The 15,054-nt window shown below is 60.8% G+C and carries 14 protein-coding genes and 1 tRNA gene; 14 read left to right on the top strand and 1 reads right to left on the bottom strand.

The window, feature by feature from the left end:
* Positions 1–189 precede the first annotated feature (189 nt).
* Both DUPY_RS19435 and DUPY_RS19430 read left to right on the top strand, forming a co-directional pair.
* Entirely contained in the window at positions 190–963 is a 774-nt protein-coding gene (locus DUPY_RS19435) for a GIN domain-containing protein (protein WP_070250227.1), read from the top strand.
* Positions 964–991: 28 nt separating this feature from the next.
* The gene (locus DUPY_RS19430) at positions 992–1,600 is read left to right on the top strand and encodes a tetratricopeptide repeat protein (RefSeq protein ID WP_070250225.1); all 609 of its coding nucleotides are present in this window, start codon (positions 992–994) and stop codon (positions 1,598–1,600) included.
* A 143-nt stretch (positions 1,601–1,743) separates the two neighbouring features.
* Here the strand turns inward: DUPY_RS19430 and DUPY_RS19425 are convergent, their stop codons facing one another.
* On the bottom strand, positions 1,744–4,074 hold the full coding sequence (locus DUPY_RS19425) for a TonB-dependent receptor (protein ID WP_070250223.1): 2,331 nt from the start codon (positions 4,072–4,074) through the stop codon (positions 1,744–1,746).
* Between the two features lie 227 nt (positions 4,075–4,301).
* Here DUPY_RS19425 and DUPY_RS19420 point away from each other — a divergent pair, with 227 nt between their 5' ends.
* From DUPY_RS19420 to nuoH, 12 genes are all read left to right on the top strand, one after another.
* A complete protein-coding gene (locus DUPY_RS19420; protein WP_070250221.1) occupies positions 4,302–5,282 on the top strand; it encodes an NAD(P)H-quinone oxidoreductase in 981 nt (326 codons plus the stop codon).
* Between the two features lie 101 nt (positions 5,283–5,383).
* Positions 5,384–6,133, top strand: a complete 750-nt coding sequence (tpiA, locus tag DUPY_RS19415; RefSeq protein WP_070250219.1) for a triose-phosphate isomerase — start codon at positions 5,384–5,386, stop codon at positions 6,131–6,133.
* 137 nt (positions 6,134–6,270) lie between these two features.
* The gene (gene secG, locus DUPY_RS19410; RefSeq protein ID WP_070250217.1) at positions 6,271–6,687 is read left to right on the top strand and encodes a preprotein translocase subunit SecG; all 417 of its coding nucleotides are present in this window, start codon (positions 6,271–6,273) and stop codon (positions 6,685–6,687) included.
* Between the two features lie 208 nt (positions 6,688–6,895).
* Positions 6,896–6,980, top strand: a tRNA-Leu gene (locus tag DUPY_RS19405).
* A gap of 163 nt (positions 6,981–7,143) precedes the next feature.
* Positions 7,144–7,503: an NADH-quinone oxidoreductase subunit A gene (locus tag DUPY_RS19400; RefSeq protein ID WP_026637003.1), complete on the top strand. Its 360-nt coding sequence runs from the start codon at positions 7,144–7,146 to the stop codon at positions 7,501–7,503.
* Between the two features lie 3 nt (positions 7,504–7,506).
* Positions 7,507–7,983, top strand: a complete 477-nt coding sequence (locus DUPY_RS19395; RefSeq protein WP_019920332.1) for a NuoB/complex I 20 kDa subunit family protein — start codon at positions 7,507–7,509, stop codon at positions 7,981–7,983.
* A complete protein-coding gene (locus DUPY_RS19390; protein ID WP_070250215.1) occupies positions 7,980–8,573 on the top strand; it encodes an NADH-quinone oxidoreductase subunit C in 594 nt (197 codons plus the stop codon). Before DUPY_RS19395 ends, DUPY_RS19390 begins: the two co-directional genes overlap by 4 nt.
* On the top strand, positions 8,573–9,826 hold the full coding sequence (locus tag DUPY_RS19385; protein ID WP_070250213.1) for an NADH-quinone oxidoreductase subunit D: 1,254 nt from the start codon (positions 8,573–8,575) through the stop codon (positions 9,824–9,826). The genes DUPY_RS19390 and DUPY_RS19385 overlap by 1 nt, the downstream gene beginning before the upstream one ends.
* 11 nt (positions 9,827–9,837) lie before the next feature.
* Entirely contained in the window at positions 9,838–10,326 is a 489-nt protein-coding gene (gene nuoE / locus DUPY_RS19380; RefSeq protein ID WP_070250211.1) for an NADH-quinone oxidoreductase subunit NuoE, read from the top strand.
* Entirely contained in the window at positions 10,323–11,618 is a 1,296-nt protein-coding gene (gene nuoF / locus DUPY_RS19375) for an NADH-quinone oxidoreductase subunit NuoF (protein ID WP_070250209.1), read from the top strand. Before nuoE ends, nuoF begins: the two co-directional genes overlap by 4 nt.
* 18 nt (positions 11,619–11,636) lie before the next feature.
* Positions 11,637–13,958, top strand: coding sequence for an NADH-quinone oxidoreductase subunit NuoG (gene nuoG / locus DUPY_RS19370; protein ID WP_070250207.1), 2,322 nt, complete (start codon positions 11,637–11,639; stop codon positions 13,956–13,958).
* Positions 13,958–15,043 carry an NADH-quinone oxidoreductase subunit NuoH gene (gene nuoH, locus DUPY_RS19365; protein ID WP_070250205.1) on the top strand — a complete coding sequence of 362 codons (1,086 nt, stop codon included), beginning with the start codon at positions 13,958–13,960 and terminating at the stop codon, positions 15,041–15,043. Before nuoG ends, nuoH begins: the two co-directional genes overlap by 1 nt.
* Positions 15,044–15,054: the final 11 nt, after the last annotated feature.

Genomic DNA, 15,054 nt, shown 5'->3' with positions numbered 1-15,054 from the left:
GTGCCGACATTCGGACACGAGCTGAGCCATTAAGTCAAAAAACAGGCCTGAAAAAGTTCCCCAATGTCCGAATGTCGGCACTGACCCCGAATTGGTTGTTCATGCCCTGATTTGTGCAGTTCGTCGCAATTTTGCGGGTGGGGGCGTGGCGGGCGTTATGATTGTGGAATCATCAGCCAGGGATAGACCATGAAGAGGATTTTCCAGTTCGGTTTGCTATTTGCGGCGGCGTGCGCGCTGTTCGGGCGCGCTCAAGCTGCCGACGACACCAGCGAAACCCGTACCGTCAACATCGACGCGCGCGTGGTGCGGGTCAAGATCGATGGCATGGTCGATGTCAAGCTGCGCCAGGGCCCGGTCCCTTCGCTCACGATCACCGGCAACAAGCGCACCATGGACCGGCTGACCTATGCGCAAAGCGGCGATACCCTGCAACTGGAAAGCGACGGCGGGCGCAGCGTCAGGATCAGTACCAGCAGCGGCGCGCGCGCCGAGATGGTGCTGCCCAACCTGCGCCAGGTGGTGATGGAGGGACTGGGCGCTGCCGAGATCAGCGGCTTCTCCGGCCAGGAACTGGAACTGGTGCTCGATGGCGCCGGCAGCATGAAGGCCACCGTCGATTACAAGACCGTGCGCGCCAGGCTCGGCGGCGTGGGCAAGATGAACTTGTGGATCAGCGAAAACGAACGCGTCGACATCGACCTGGGCGGCGCCGGCAACATCGTGCTCGGGGGCAGCGGCAAGCTGCTCAAGGCCGACCTTGGCGGGATCGGCGGCCTCAACGCCCAGAAGTTCACGGCCGAGAGCATCGACCTCGACCTGAGTGGGCTCGGCAACGCTACCGTCACCGCCACCTCCAACGCCAAGCTCGACCTGAGCGGCCTCGGTTCCGCCACCGTGTACGGCAAGCCGGTCAACCGCGATGTTTCGGTTGACGGCCTCGGCAAGGTCAACTGGAAGTAAGCCTGCAAACGCTCCCTACTCAATCGACATGAAAAAATTCATATTGGCGATCTGTCTCGCCTTCGGCCTGCAACAGGCCGCGCTGGCAGGTTTTGCCGAGGGCGCGACTGCCTACAACAACAAGAACTACGGCACCGCGCTCAAGGAAATCACGCCCCTGGCGCGCGCCGGCAACGCCGACGCCCAGCACCTGCTGGGCCTGATGTACTACATGGGACGCGGCGTGCCGCAGGACTATCAGCAAGCGTTCCAGTGGCACCGCAAGGCTGCGCTGCAAGGCAAGGCCGACGCCCAGTACGTGGTCGGCGCCATGTACTACACCGGCAACTCGGTGATCCAGGACCACAAGCAGGCGGTGAGCTGGTTCCGCAAGGCGGCACAGCAAGGCCATGGCGAAGCGCTGCAAACCATGGGGCTGATGTACCGCTACCATATCGGCGGCGTGCCGCAGGATAACGTGATCGCCTACATGCTGTGGAACCTGGCCGCCGCCCGCGGCGCACCGAACGCCGCCGAGCAGCGCGCGGCGGTGGTCAAGCACATGACGCCGGAGCAGATCGAGGAAGGGCAGGCCATGTCGGCCCGCTGGAAGCCCAACTCGCCACTGCCGAGTAAATCCCGTACCGGCGGCGAGTAAAGCTGGGTATCCAGTTGCCGGCAAGGGGACATCGAAAACTGTAGCGAGCGGCTTGATATCGTCTTGAGTAGCGGAAGCGTACGGAGGTACGCTGAGCAACGGAGAGGCGATAGCAAGTCGCGCAGTAGGTTGTCGAGGCCCCTTTATAGCTTCATCGTCAGGCCGACCTGGAAGGCCCGTCCCGGCAACGGTGCGATGTATTTCAGAGGCGAGTTGTTCGGCCGCGCATCGTCGTTCAGCAGGTTCGAGCCGCTGATGAACACCTCCAGCCCGGTCACCCGCGCGTAAGGTGAATCGATCGCGCGGCTGACCTGGAAGTTCACCATGTTGTAGGCGTCCAGCGGTACTTCGTTGCTGACGCTCTTGCCCAGGTATTTCTGCTTGTCGTAATAAGTGCTCGACAGCCGCGCCTTCCAGCCGCTGTGTTCCCACGCCAGGTTGGCGCCGTAGCGGTTGGTCGGCATATTGGGCAGGTACTCGCCATCGTTTTGCGTGCGCAGGCGGTCCGGGTTATCGGCCTTGTTCTTGACCAGGTCGGCGAAGGCCGAGACGTTCAACTTGCCGTAGCTACCCAGGCTGAACGCCTGCGAGGCGTCGAGCTCGAAGCCTTTCACGGTCGTGTCGGTCTGCTTCCAGTACTTCAGCGGCAGACGGTTGGCGGTTTGCAGGCCCGAATGGCCGAGGTACAGGAAATTGTCGTATTTCATCTGGTAAGCGGTGCCAGTCAGCTTGAAGCCGCCCAGGCCGAACAGAACGCTCAGCTCGATGTTGCGGGCGCGCTCGGCTTTCAGGTTCTGGTTGCCTTCCTCTTGCGTCATGATCGAGTAGTGGCGGTTGCTCGCGTACAGCTCGTTGATGTCGGGCGCGCGTTCGGACGAGCCGTAGCGCAGCTTGGCGCCCCACAGCTTGCCCAGCTCGAAGGCGGCGCCCAGGTTGTAGCTGTTCAGGCTGAATTTGCGGTCGGCCAACTTGGTATTGGCGGCGTTGCGCGAGGTTTTGAACCCGCTTGCTTCGATCTCGTGTTCCACCTTCTCGTGGCGGAAACCGGCATCGAACGAGGCCCAGTCGAAGTCGAGGTTCTGCCGGATGAACAGCGCGTTGCTGGTCGTGCCAACGTCAGGCAAGTACAACTGCGGACCGCTACCGGTCACATCGCGCGCGCGATGCGAGACGCCGACCACGCCGGAGAGGGCGCCGGCGCGCTGCTGCGCCAGCAGCAGCTCGGCCTGGGTGGTATCGAACGCATACTCGTTGGCGTTGGTCGGGCCGATGGTTTCGCCGGACGTGTTGTTCAGGCGCGAGACGCGCAGCTCCGCGCTGTCCACGTACGCCACGGGAGAGAGCAGCTTGCCCTCGAGCGCATATTTATCCTGGCGAATCTTCACGCCCACCGGCAACCCTTCGTCGTAGTTGGCGCCGAACGACTTGTTCTCCATCGAAAAGCCCGGCACGCCGTACTTGCTTTCCTTGCTGTCCAGGCTCACGCCCACGTAGCCCTGGTTGAAAAAGTACGTGGTGCCCACGCCGAAGTGCGCGTTGTTCGAATAGCTGTTGCCCAGCGTGCCGTGATAATCGGGCGTGACATCGCGGTTGATGCGGTTTTCGACCGTGCGCGGCGTGCCCGGCACATATGCCGGGTTGGCCGGATTGACGTAGGTCTTGCGCTGCCACACCGAGGTCGGATTGTTGGTGTAGAAGGAAAAATCGCCATCGGCCCAGTCCGGGTTATCCCTGATGAATTGCTCGATATACGGCTGCGACGACTTGTTGTACATCTGCTGGATGCGCGCCTCTTTCTGGCAGCTGTCGGCAATAAAACTGTTGATGCCGCCAGTGGCCGGGAACAGCCCGGTATTACACACGGACGCCTTGCTGTTGCCGGGAATCTTGTAGTGGTCGATGCTCTGGAACGACAGCTGGATGTTGGTCGAAAAGTTCTTGCTGTTGTTGAAGTTCAGGCGCAGACCCTGGGCATCGGCGTCGTTATAGCCCTTGCGCAGCACCAGTTCAAGCTCGTGGTCCTTGTCTTCCATCTTGCGCGACAAGATGCCGGAATCGACATTGACGCTGCCGCCGATGGCGTTGCCGCCGTAGCGCACGCTGTCCGACGATTTGCTGACCGTGGCGCTGCGCGCAAACAGCGGGTCGAACGGGATGTTGATGTCGCCGCTGATGGCGTTCATGCCCATGATCGACTGGCCGTCTTCGAGGATCTGCACGCGACTGCCGGACAGGCTGCGGATCACCGGCGCGCCGGCGTTGGGGCCGAAGGCGCTGCTTTGCACGCCCGACACCTGTTCGAGCATGTCGCCCAGGGTGCGGTTGTTCGCGCGGTCGTTCTGGACCGTAACGCTGGTGTCGCTGCCGGCCGGCTTGTCGGCGCGGACTTCAACGGTCTGGAGAGTGGTGTCGTCGGCTGCGTAGGCACTCGAGAAAGTGGACAGAATGGCAGCTGCAAGTACGTGATGGCGCATGATTCCTGGCAATGGTATTGGAGGGTTGGGGCGGGCGCAGCCCGGCAAGGTTGGGGCAGGGCAGCAGCACATGAGGTTTTAATGCAAAACGGTTGCAATAATAGCGCTCCGCCATTGTTGTTGCAAGTCAATTGCATAAAGTGGCCTGCAGCCGTGCAGGCGTGCGCCGCCTGCGTGGCGGAGTGGCCTCGCGTACAATCTTTTCTTTACATTTGCAGAGGTCCACCATGCGCGCGATTGAAATCACCCAACCCGGTTCGCCTGAAGTATTGAAGTTGTGCGAGCGCCCCATGCCCGTGGTCAAAACCGGCGAAGTGCTGATCAAGGTGCACGTGGCCGGCATCAATCGTCCTGACGTGTTCCAGCGCAAGGGTGCCTACGCACCGCCGCCGGGCGCCTCCGATTTGCCGGGCCTGGAAGTGGCAGGCGAGATCGTCGACGGCGACCTGGATTACTCCACTTTCGACATTGGCGATCAGGTGTGCGCGCTGGTGCAGGGCGGCGGCTACGCCGAGTACTGCGTGGCGCCGATCGAGCAGGTGCTGCCGGTACCGAAGGGCTGGAGCATGCTGGAAGCGGCGACGATCCCCGAAAACTATTTCACGGTCTGGAGCAATGTGTTCGACCGCGCCCGCCTGACGGGCAGCGAAACATTGCTGGTGCAGGGCGGTACCTCGGGCATCGGCGTGGCAGCGATCCAGCTGGCCAGCGCGCTGGGCCACCGCGTGTTTGCCACCGCCGGCAGCGCCGACAAGATCGCCGCGTGCCAGGAACTGGGCGCCGAACGCGGCATCAATTACAAGACCGAAGACTTCGTCGAAGTGGTCAAGTCGCTCACCACCGACCGTGGCGTTGACGTGATCCTCGACATGGTCGGCGGCGACTATGTGCCGCGCGAAGTGACGTGCCTGGCCGACGATGGCCGCATCGCGCTGATCGCCACGCTGGGCGGCGCCAAGACCACGCTGGACCTGGGGCAGATGTTGTACCGCCGCCTGACGATTACCGGCGCGACCTTGCGGCCGCGTTCGGTTGAGTTCAAGGGCGCGATTGCCAAAAACCTGCTCAAGCTCGTGTGGCCGTTGATGGCCGAGCGCAAGATCAAGCCGGTGATTCATTCGGTGTTTCCGCTGGAGCAGGCGGCGCAGGCGCATGAGCTGATGGAAAGCAGCACCCATGTCGGCAAGATCATGCTGCAGGTGATTTAGTACGGAACTCCTTGTAACCAAAACAACAAATTCACCAATGCAAGTTTGACCCACCCCCGGGGGCGCGGTAAAATCACAGGTTATTGAAAATTTAGGCTACTATGCGACGCAAACTCGTTATCGGCAATTGGAAGATGAACGGCAACCGCGCTGCCAATGCAGCCCTGTTGGCCGGCATCGTCTCCGGCCTCAAGGATGTCAACGACCGCGCCGATTGCGCGGTCTGTGTGCCTGCTCCCTACCTCGCCCAGTGCGAACAAGAATTGAACGCCACCGCGGTCGCCTGGGGCGGCCAGGACCTGTCGATCCACGCCAGCGGCGCCTATACTGGTGAAGTGGCAGCGTCGATGCTGACCGATTTCGGCTCGAAATACGTGCTGGTCGGCCACTCCGAGCGGCGCGCGTATCACGGCGAGACCAACGAACTGGTTGCGCAAAAAGCCGTGGTGGCCCTCGCTGCCGGCCTCGTCCCCGTGATCTGCGTGGGCGAAACCCTGGAAGACCGCGAAGCCGGCAATACCGAAACCGTGATCTGCGCCCAGTTGCAGGCCGCGCTCGAAGTCATTCCGGCCGAGCAGCTGTCTAACGTCGTGCTGGCCTATGAGCCGGTGTGGGCGATCGGCACCGGCAAGACCGCCACCCCGCAGATGGCCCAGGAAGCGCATTATTTCCTGCGCGGCTGCGTGGCCAGGAAAAGCGAGCAGGTCGCTGCCAGGATCCAGATCCTGTACGGCGGCAGCATGAAGCCGGACAACGCGGTCGAGTTGCTGGCCCAGGCCGACATCGACGGCGGCCTGATCGGTGGCGCCGCACTCAAGGCGGCGGATTTCCTGGCGATCATCCACGCCTGAGCAAGACATTAAGGGTTTTCCCTTAACGAGAAGTACTGTTGTAAAAATGTAGTTAAACAGCCTGCCGCGCCGTATTGGCAAGCTTAAAAAAAACGATACAAAACGATACAAAACTATTTAATTTTGAATGGAATATCATGAGCAGCATGTTCAACCTGGTAGTCATCATCCAAGTCATTTCGGCCCTGACCATCATCGGCCTCGTCTTGTTGCAGCACGGTAAAGGCGCCGACATGGGCGCGGCCTTCGGTTCCGGCGCTTCCGGCAGCCTGTTCGGCGCCACCGGCTCCTCGAACTTCATGTCCAAGTCCACCGGCGTGGCAGCGGCGGTCTTCTTCAGCGCCACCCTGGCGCTGGCCTACATCTCAGCCCAGCACAACAGCGGCGCAGTGAGCGGCGGCGTGATGGACAAGGCCCTGCCAACCGCACCGGCGACGGCGCCTACCACCGGTTCGGCCGGCATTCCTAACGCCCCGACGCCAGCGCCTGTTGCACCTGCAGCACCCGCTGCACAAACTCCTGCACCAGCGCCTGCAAACTCCATCCCAAAGTAATATAATAGCGGTCTTGGAACACAATATTGAGCAACAGGGTAGTGGGTTGCTCAATGTTTTAGCAGTAACTGGCAGCACAATGGCGCATTGGTGGGCAAAACTTAAACCAGTGTACCGAGAAGTAAATATTTATCGTTTTTCTTCTTGTTTTTTCGCAATACGGCATTAACAAGCCGGCAAAAACGCAGTAGAATAGCGGCCTTAGAATGCCGACGTGGTGAAATTGGTAGACACGCTATCTTGAGGGGGTAGTGGCGCAAGCTGTACGAGTTCGAGTCTCGTCGTCGGCACCAAAAATTTAGAGGCCAGCAAGGGAGTAGTGCCTGAGCTGGCTTTTTTACGAGGATGTGTCGTTCGATCCTGGTCTAAGTTGTACGATTGGGGCGAACGTAAAGAGCACCGCAAAACATCGCAGTGTGGTCCTTCAAACCAAGCGTTCAACAAAGCTCATCAATCGTGAACCTCGAAAATTATCTCCCCGTCCTTTTGTTCATCCTCGTCGGTCTCGGCGTAGGCATCCTTCCCCAGGTACTGGGCCACGTGCTCGGACCGAACAAGCCTGACTTCGCCAAACTGTCCCCGTATGAATGCGGCTTCGAAGCTTTCGAAGATGCGCGCATGAAATTCGACGTGCGTTACTACCTCGTCGCTATCCTCTTTATTTTGTTCGATCTGGAAACGGCATTCTTCTTCCCCTGGGGCGTCTCCGTACGCGAACTGGGCTGGAACGGATTCCTGGTGATGATGAGCTTCATCGCCGAATTCGTGGTCGGTTTTTGGTATATCTGGAAGAAAGGTGCCCTTGATTGGGAATAAGCCATGGCTATTGAAGGCGTATTAAACGAAGGTTTCATCACTACCTCGGCTGACAAGCTGATCAACTGGGCGCGTACGGGTTCGATGTTCCCGATGACGTTCGGTCTGGCCTGCTGTGCGGTTGAAATGATGCACGTGGGCGCGGCCCGTTACGACATGGACCGCTTCGGCGTGGTGTTCCGTCCATCGCCACGTCAGTCCGACGTGATGATCGTGGCCGGCACGCTGTGCAACAAGATGGCCCCTGCGCTGCGCAAGGTCTACGACCAGATGCCGGAACCGCGCTGGGTCATCTCGATGGGCACCTGTGCCAACGGCGGCGGCTACTACCACTATTCGTACTCGGTGGTGCGCGGTTGCGACCGCATCGTGCCGGTCGATGTGTATGTGCCAGGCTGTCCGCCCACCGCTGAGGCGCTGCTGTACGGCATCATGCAGCTGCAGAACAAGATCAAGCGTACCAACACCATCGCACGATGACTACCAAATTAGAACAACTCCAAACCGCCCTCGGCACTGCCCTGGGCGAACGCGTTAGTACTGTCGTGGCGCTCGGCGAGATCACTCTCACCGTCAAGCAGGCCGACTACTACGCCGTGATGCAAACGCTGCGCGACGACGCCACCCTCGGTTTCGAGCAAGCCATCGACCTGTGCGGCGTCGACTACCTCACCTATGGCGAAGGCGCCTGGGACGGCCAGCGTTTCGCGGTCGTGATTCACCTGCTGTCGCTCAAGTACAACTGGCGCGTGCGCGTGCGCTGCTTCGCCAGCGACGACGAGATGCCGGTGTTCCCGTCGCTCACGCCGCTGTGGCGCTGCCTGAACTGGTTCGAGCGCGAAGCGTTCGACATGTTCGGCATCCTGTTCGAGAATCACAACGACTTGCGCCGCATCCTGACCGATTACGGCTTCATCGGCCACCCGTTCCGCAAGGACTTCCCGGTGTCGGGCTATGTCGAAATGCGTTACGACCCCGAGCAGAAGCGCGTGATCTACCAGCCGGTCACCATCGAGCCGCGTGAAAACGTGCCGCGCGTGATCCGCGAAGAAAACTACGGGATTAAATAATGGCTGAGATTAAGAATTACACCCTGAACTTCGGTCCGCAACACCCGGCCGCGCACGGCGTGCTGCGCCTGGTGCTCGAGCTCGACGGCGAAGTGATCCAGCGCGCCGATCCGCACATCGGCCTGCTGCACCGCGGTACCGAGAAGCTGGCCGAGCAAAAGACCTACCTGCAGTCGGTGCCGTACATGGACCGCCTCGATTACGTGTCGATGATGTGCAACGAGCACGCCTACGTCATGGCCATCGAAAAGCTGCTGGGCCTGGAAGTGCCGCTGCGCGCGCAATACATCCGCGTGATGTTCGATGAAATCACCCGTATCCTGAACCACCTGATGTGGCTGGGCGCGCACGCGCTCGACGTCGGTGCGATGGGTCCGTTCCTGTACTGCTTCCGCGACCGCGAAGACCTGTTCGACGTGTACGAGGCGGTGTCGGGCGCGCGCATGCACGCGGCCTACTACCGCCCGGGCGGCGTGTACCGCGACCTGCCGGACACCATGCCGCAGCACAAGCCGTCGATCATCCGTTCGGCCAAGGCGATTGCCGACCTGAACGAACACCGCCAGGGTTCGGTGCTGGACTTCATCGAAGCGTTTACCGCTCGTTTCCCGACTTACGTGGACGAGTACGAAACGCTGCTGACCGACAATCGTATCTGGAAACAGCGTACCGTCGGCATCGGCGTGGTGACCCCGGAAGACGCACTGGCGATGGGCTTTACCGGCGCCATGCTGCGCGGTTCGGGCATCCAGTGGGATCTGCGCAAGCACCAGCCTTACGAAGTGTACGACCTGATGGACTTCGACGTGGCCATCGGCACCAACGGCGACTGCTACGACCGCTACCTGGTGCGCGTGGAAGAGCTGCGCCAGTCGAACAAGATCATCAAGCAGTGCGTGGAGTGGCTGCGCAACAATCCAGGTCCGGTCATCACCAGCAACCACAAGGTTGCCCCGCCTAACCGCGTGGACATGAAGACCAACATGGAATCGTTGATTCACCACTTCAAACTGTTTACCGAAGGCTTCCACGTGCCACCAGGCGAAGCGTATGCCGCCGTGGAGCACCCGAAAGGCGAGTTTGGCGTGTACCTGCTGTCGGACGGCGCCAACAAGCCCTACCGCATGAAGTTGCGCACGCCCGATTATGTGCACCTGCAAGCGCTGGACGAAATGTCGCGCGGCCACATGATTGCCGACGCCGTGACCATCATCGGTACGCAGGACATCGTGTTCGGCAGTATTGACCGCTAAGAGGCAAAAGTATGTTGTTATCAGAGCAGTGCTATCAAAAAATCGACCGCGAGCTGGCCAAGTACCCGGACGACCAGCGTCAGTCCGCCGTCATGGCCGCGCTGGCGCACGCCCAGGTTGAACTGGGCTGGATCTCGCCGGAAACCATGCAGGAACTGGCCGACTACATCCGCATGCCGGCAATCGCCGTGCAGGAAGTGGCCACTTTCTACAATATGTATAACTTGAAGCCCATCGGCAAGCACAAGATCACCGTGTGCACCAACCTGCCATGCGCGCTGTCGGGCGGCGAACGCGCCGCGCAACACCTGAAGCAAAAGCTGGGCATCGACTACCGTGACACCACGGCAGACGGCGAATTCACGCTGATGGAAGGGGAGTGCATGGGCGCCTGCGGCGACGCACCGGTGCTGCTGGTGAACAATCACCGCATGTGCAGCTTCATGTCCAACGACAAGATCGACACCCTGGTCGGTGAACTGAGCGGGAGCGCCAAATGACGTCACTGCACAATCGTCACATCGACCCAGTCATTCTCGCCGGCCTCGACGGCGAAAACTGGCACCTCGAAGACTACGTCAAGCGCGGTGGCTACAGCGCCCTGCGCCGCATCATCGAAGAAAAGATCACCCCGGAACAGATCATCGCCGACCTGAAAGCGTCGTCGCTGCGCGGCCGTGGCGGTGCGGGCTTCCCGACCGGTCTGAAGTGGAGCTTCATGCCGCGCCAGTTCCCGGGCCAGAAGTACCTGGTATGTAATACGGATGAAGGCGAACCCGGCACTTTCAAGGACCGCGACATCATTCGTTACAACCCGCATGCACTGATCGAAGGCATGGCCATTGGCGCTTACGCGATGGGCATCACCGTGGGTTACAACTACATCCACGGCGAAATCTTTGCCGAATACCAGCTGTTCGAAGAAGCGCTGGAAGAGGCGCGTGCTGCCGGCTTCCTGGGCAATAACATCCTCGGTAGCGAATTTTCATTCCAGCTGCACGCCCACCACGGTTACGGCGCTTATATCTGCGGCGAAGAAACCGCGTTGCTGGAGTCGCTCGAAGGCAAGAAGGGCCAACCGCGCTTCAAGCCGCCGTTCCCGGCCTCGTTTGGCCTGTACGGCAAGCCGACCACCATCAACAACACCGAGACCTTTGCTGCCGTGCCGTTCATCTTGAACATGGGCCCGGAAAAGTACCTGGCCATCGGTCGTCCGAACAATGGCGGCTCGAAGATCTTCTCGATCTCCGGCGACGTCGAGCGTCCGGGCAACTACGAAGTTCCGCTGGGCACGCCGTTTGCCAAGCTGCTGGAACTCGCAGGCGGCATGCGCGGCGGCAAAAAGATCAAGGCCGTGATTCCTGGTGGCTCCTCGTCGCCGGTGATTCGTGGCGAGATCATGATGCAAACCGACCTCGACTATGATTCGATCGCCAAAGCGGGCTCGATGCTCGGCTCGGGCGCGGTCATCGTCATGGACGAAACCCGTTGCATGGTCAAGGCCATGGAACGCCTGGCGTACTTCTACTTCGAAGAGTCGTGCGGCCAGTGCACCCCTTGCCGCGAAGGCACGGGCTGGATGTACCGCATGATCCATCGCATCGAAAACGGCCAGGGCCGTGCTTCCGATCTGGACGTGCTGAACTCCATTTGCGACAACATCCAGGGCCGCACGATTTGCGCGCTGGGCGACGCTGCGGCTATGCCGATGCGTGCGTTCATCAAGCAGTTCCGCGAAGAATTTGAACACCATATCGAGCACAAGACTTGCGTTGTGCCCGCATATATCTAAAAGCTGGTAACAATCACCATGGTTGAAATCGAAATAGACGGCAAAAAAGTCGAAGTCCCTGCTGGTAGCATGGTGATGGACGCCGCCAACAAGCTGGGGACGTACATCCCGCACTTCTGCTATCACAAGAAATTGTCGATCGCCGCCAACTGCCGCATGTGCCTGGTTGAAGTGGAAAAAGCACCGAAGCCGCTGCCTGCGTGCGCCACGCCGGTATCGGCTGGCATGATCGTGCGTTCCGCCTCCGACAAGGCCGTACAGGCACAGAAGTCGGTGATGGAATTCCTGTTGATTAACCACCCGCTGGACTGCCCGATCTGCGATCAGGGCGGCGAGTGCCAGTTGCAGGACTTGGCAGTCGGTTACGGCAAGACCGATTCGCGCTACGAAGAAGACAAGCGCGTGGTCGTGCCGAAAGACGCCGGCCCGCTGGTCTCGATGCAGGAGATGGCCCGCTGCATCCAGTGCACCCGTTGCGTACGCTTTGGCCAGGAAGTGGCCGGCGTGATGGAACTGGGCATGATCGGCCGTGGCGAGCACTCGGAAATCACCTCGTTCGTCGGCCAGACCGTCAACTCGGAAATGTCCGGCAACATGATCGACCTGTGCCCGGTTGGCGCACTGACGTCGAAGCCATTCCGTTACAGCGCCCGTTCGTGGGAACTGTCGCGCCGCAAATCGGTCTCGCCGCATGACGGCCTGGGCGCCAACCTGATCGTGCAAGTCAAGGGCGGCAAGGTCAAGCGCGTACTGCCGCTGGAAAACGACGCTGTCAACGAGTGCTGGATTTCCGACAAGGACCGCTTCTCGTACGAAGGCCTGGAAGCCGCCGACCGCCTGACGCAGCCGATGCTCAAGCAGGGCGGCGAGTGGAAAGAAGTCGATTGGCAGACCGCGCTCGAATACGTGGCGCACGGCCTGAAAAACATCCGCCACGAGCATGGCGACAACGCGCTGGCCACCCTGGCCACGCCGCACTCCACGCTCGAGGAACTGCACCTGCTGCAAAAGCTCACCCGCGCCATGGGTTCGACCAGCGTCGATACCCGTCTGCGCCAGTCCGACTTCTCGCTGACCGGCGTGACGCCGTGGCTGGGCATGTCGATCAACGACTTCGGTCAACTGGACCGCGCGTTCGTGATCGGCTCGTTCCTGCGCAAGGATCACCCGCTGCTGGCCACCCGCCTGCGCGCGGCAGTGAAGGGCGGCGCCAAGCTGTCCATCCTGCACGCGACCGACGACGACCTGTTGATGAACGTGTCGAGCAAGGTCATCGCTGCACCTAGCGAGTGGTTGTCCGCGCTGTCGCAAATCGTTTCCGCCGTCGCTGCCGCCAAGTCGGTCGCTGCACCGGCCGGTTTCGACGGTATCGAAGCGTCGGACGCCGCCAAGGCAGTCGCCGCCTCGCTGGTTTCCGGCGAGCGCAAGGGTATCTTCCTCGGTAACGCTGCGGTTCAACACCCACAGGCTGGCGCGCTGCACGCAGCTGCCCAGTGGCTGGCCGAACAGACTGGCGCCACCTTCGGTGTCCTGACCGAAGCGGCCAACACGGTCGGTGCTTACATCGTCAACGCCAACGGCGCCACCGCCCCGGCGTTTACCGAAGCCAAGCAAGCCTACGTGCTGCTCAACGTCGAGCCGGAACTGGACGCGCACAATCCGCAAGCGGCGATTGCCGCATTGAACAAGGCCGAAATGGTCGTGGTCATGTCCGCTTACAAGCACGGCATGGACTACGCCGACGTGCTGCTGCCGGTCTCGCCGTTTTCCGAAACCTCGGGCACTTTTGTGAACTGCGAAGGCCGTGCACAAAGCTTCAACGGCACCGTCAAGCCGCTGCTGGAAACCCGCCCGGCGTGGAAAGTACTGCGCGTGCTCGGTAACATCCTCGGCCTGGCCGGTTTCGACTACGACACCTCGGAAGCGATCCGCGACGAAGTGCTGGGTAACGGCAACTTCGACGTCTCGGCCAAGCTGAACAACAAGGCCGCGCAAGCTGCCGTTGCTTCGACCAGCGTATCGACTGGTGTTGAGCGTATCGCCGACGTCCCGATCTACTTCGCCGACGCCGTGGTGCGCCGCGCCGAGTCGCTGCAAAAGATGGCCGACGCGGCTGCACCCAAAGCGCACCTGTCGCCAGCACTGGCGCAGCAGCTGGGCGTGGTTGCCGGCGACACCGTCAAGGTCACCCAAGGTCATGGCAGCGCAGTGCTGGTTGCCACCGTTGACGCCAAGCTGCCAGCGAACGCCGTGCGCGTTGCTGCGGCCCACCGCTCGACCGCTGCACTGGGCAGCATGTTCGGTGCCATCACCGTTGAAAAAGCAGGAGAGGTGAAATAATGGCGTTGCCTGAATTCGTCACGACGTTGCACGACCTGGGCGCCAACAGCCCGTTGGCCCCGGTCTGGCCTATCGTCTGGAACCTGATCAAGATCATCGTGGTGCTGCTGCCGCTGATGGGCCTGGTCGCTTACCTGACCCTGTGGGAGCGCAAGCTGATCGGCTTCATCCAGATCCGTATCGGCCCGAACCGCGTCGGTCCCGGCGGCCTGCTGCAGCCGATCGCCGATGCGCTGAAACTGCTCTTTAAAGAAATCATCACCCCGGCCAAGGCCAACCCCGGTTTGTTCGTGATCGGTCCGGTCATGACCATCATGCCGGCGCTCGCTGCCTGGGCGGTGGTGCCTTTCGGTCCGGAAGCGGTGCTGGCCAATGTCAACGCCGGCCTGCTGCTGCTGATGGCGATTACCTCGATGGAAGTCTACGGCATCATCATCGCCGGCTGGGCGTCGAACTCGAAGTACTCGTTCATGGGCGCCATGCGCGCTTCGGCCCAGATGATCTCGTACGAAATCCCGATGGGCTTCGTGCTGGTCGTGGTGCTGATGATTACCGGTTCGCTCAACTTCGGCGATATCGTTGCCAGCCAGCAGGCCGGTACGATGGCGTCGCACGGCGTGAACTTCCTGTCGTGGAACTGGCTGCCGCTGCTGCCGCTGTTCGTGGTGTACCTGACCTCGGGCCTGGCTGAATGCAACCGTCACCCGTTCGACGTGGTCGAGGGCGAGTCGGAAATCGTCGCCGGTCACATGGTGGAATATTCGGGTATGGCGTACGCCATGTTCATGCTGGCCGAATACGCCAACATGATCCTGATCGCAGCCCTGGCATCGATCATGTTCCTCGGCGGCTGGTCGGCACCGTTTGCGTTCCTGGAATTCTGGGGCGGTTTCGGCGGCTTCTTCTGGTTGTTCGCCAAAACGTTCTTCCTGGTGTCCGTGTTCATCTGGGTGCGCGGTACCTTCCCACGCTACCGTTACGACCAGATCATGCGTCTGGGCTGGAAAGTGTTCATCCCGCTGACCCTGGTGTACCTGGTGTTCGTGGCCGGTTGGATGCATTCCCCATGGAATATCTGGAACTAAGGAATAGACAC

The organism is Duganella phyllosphaerae, assembly GCF_001758785.1.
Taxonomy (GTDB): Bacteria; Pseudomonadota; Gammaproteobacteria; order Burkholderiales; family Burkholderiaceae_D; genus Rugamonas; species Rugamonas phyllosphaerae.
The sequence above is the reverse complement of the archived record's forward strand: the minus strand, read 5'-3'. Positions and strand labels throughout refer to the sequence as shown.

What these genes read in the sequence shown, in the direction of transcription:
- DUPY_RS19435 (WP_070250227.1), top strand. Translation starts at nt 190, where the DNA reads ATGAAGAGGATTTTCCAGTTCGGTTTGCTATTTGCGGCGGCGTGCGCG.
- DUPY_RS19430 (WP_070250225.1), top strand. Translation starts at nt 992, where the DNA reads ATGAAAAAATTCATATTGGCGATCTGTCTCGCCTTCGGCCTGCAACAG.
- DUPY_RS19425 (WP_070250223.1), bottom strand. Translation starts at nt 4,074, where the DNA reads ATGCGCCATCACGTACTTGCAGCTGCCATTCTGTCCACTTTCTCGAGT.
- DUPY_RS19420 (WP_070250221.1), top strand. Translation starts at nt 4,302, where the DNA reads ATGCGCGCGATTGAAATCACCCAACCCGGTTCGCCTGAAGTATTGAAG.
- tpiA (WP_070250219.1), top strand. Translation starts at nt 5,384, where the DNA reads ATGCGACGCAAACTCGTTATCGGCAATTGGAAGATGAACGGCAACCGC.
- secG (WP_070250217.1), top strand. Translation starts at nt 6,271, where the DNA reads ATGAGCAGCATGTTCAACCTGGTAGTCATCATCCAAGTCATTTCGGCC.
- DUPY_RS19395 (WP_019920332.1), top strand. Translation starts at nt 7,507, where the DNA reads ATGGCTATTGAAGGCGTATTAAACGAAGGTTTCATCACTACCTCGGCT.
- DUPY_RS19390 (WP_070250215.1), top strand. Translation starts at nt 7,980, where the DNA reads ATGACTACCAAATTAGAACAACTCCAAACCGCCCTCGGCACTGCCCTG.
- DUPY_RS19385 (WP_070250213.1), top strand. Translation starts at nt 8,573, where the DNA reads ATGGCTGAGATTAAGAATTACACCCTGAACTTCGGTCCGCAACACCCG.
- nuoE (WP_070250211.1), top strand. Translation starts at nt 9,838, where the DNA reads ATGTTGTTATCAGAGCAGTGCTATCAAAAAATCGACCGCGAGCTGGCC.
- nuoF (WP_070250209.1), top strand. Translation starts at nt 10,323, where the DNA reads ATGACGTCACTGCACAATCGTCACATCGACCCAGTCATTCTCGCCGGC.
- nuoG (WP_070250207.1), top strand. Translation starts at nt 11,637, where the DNA reads ATGGTTGAAATCGAAATAGACGGCAAAAAAGTCGAAGTCCCTGCTGGT.
- nuoH (WP_070250205.1), top strand. Translation starts at nt 13,958, where the DNA reads ATGGCGTTGCCTGAATTCGTCACGACGTTGCACGACCTGGGCGCCAAC.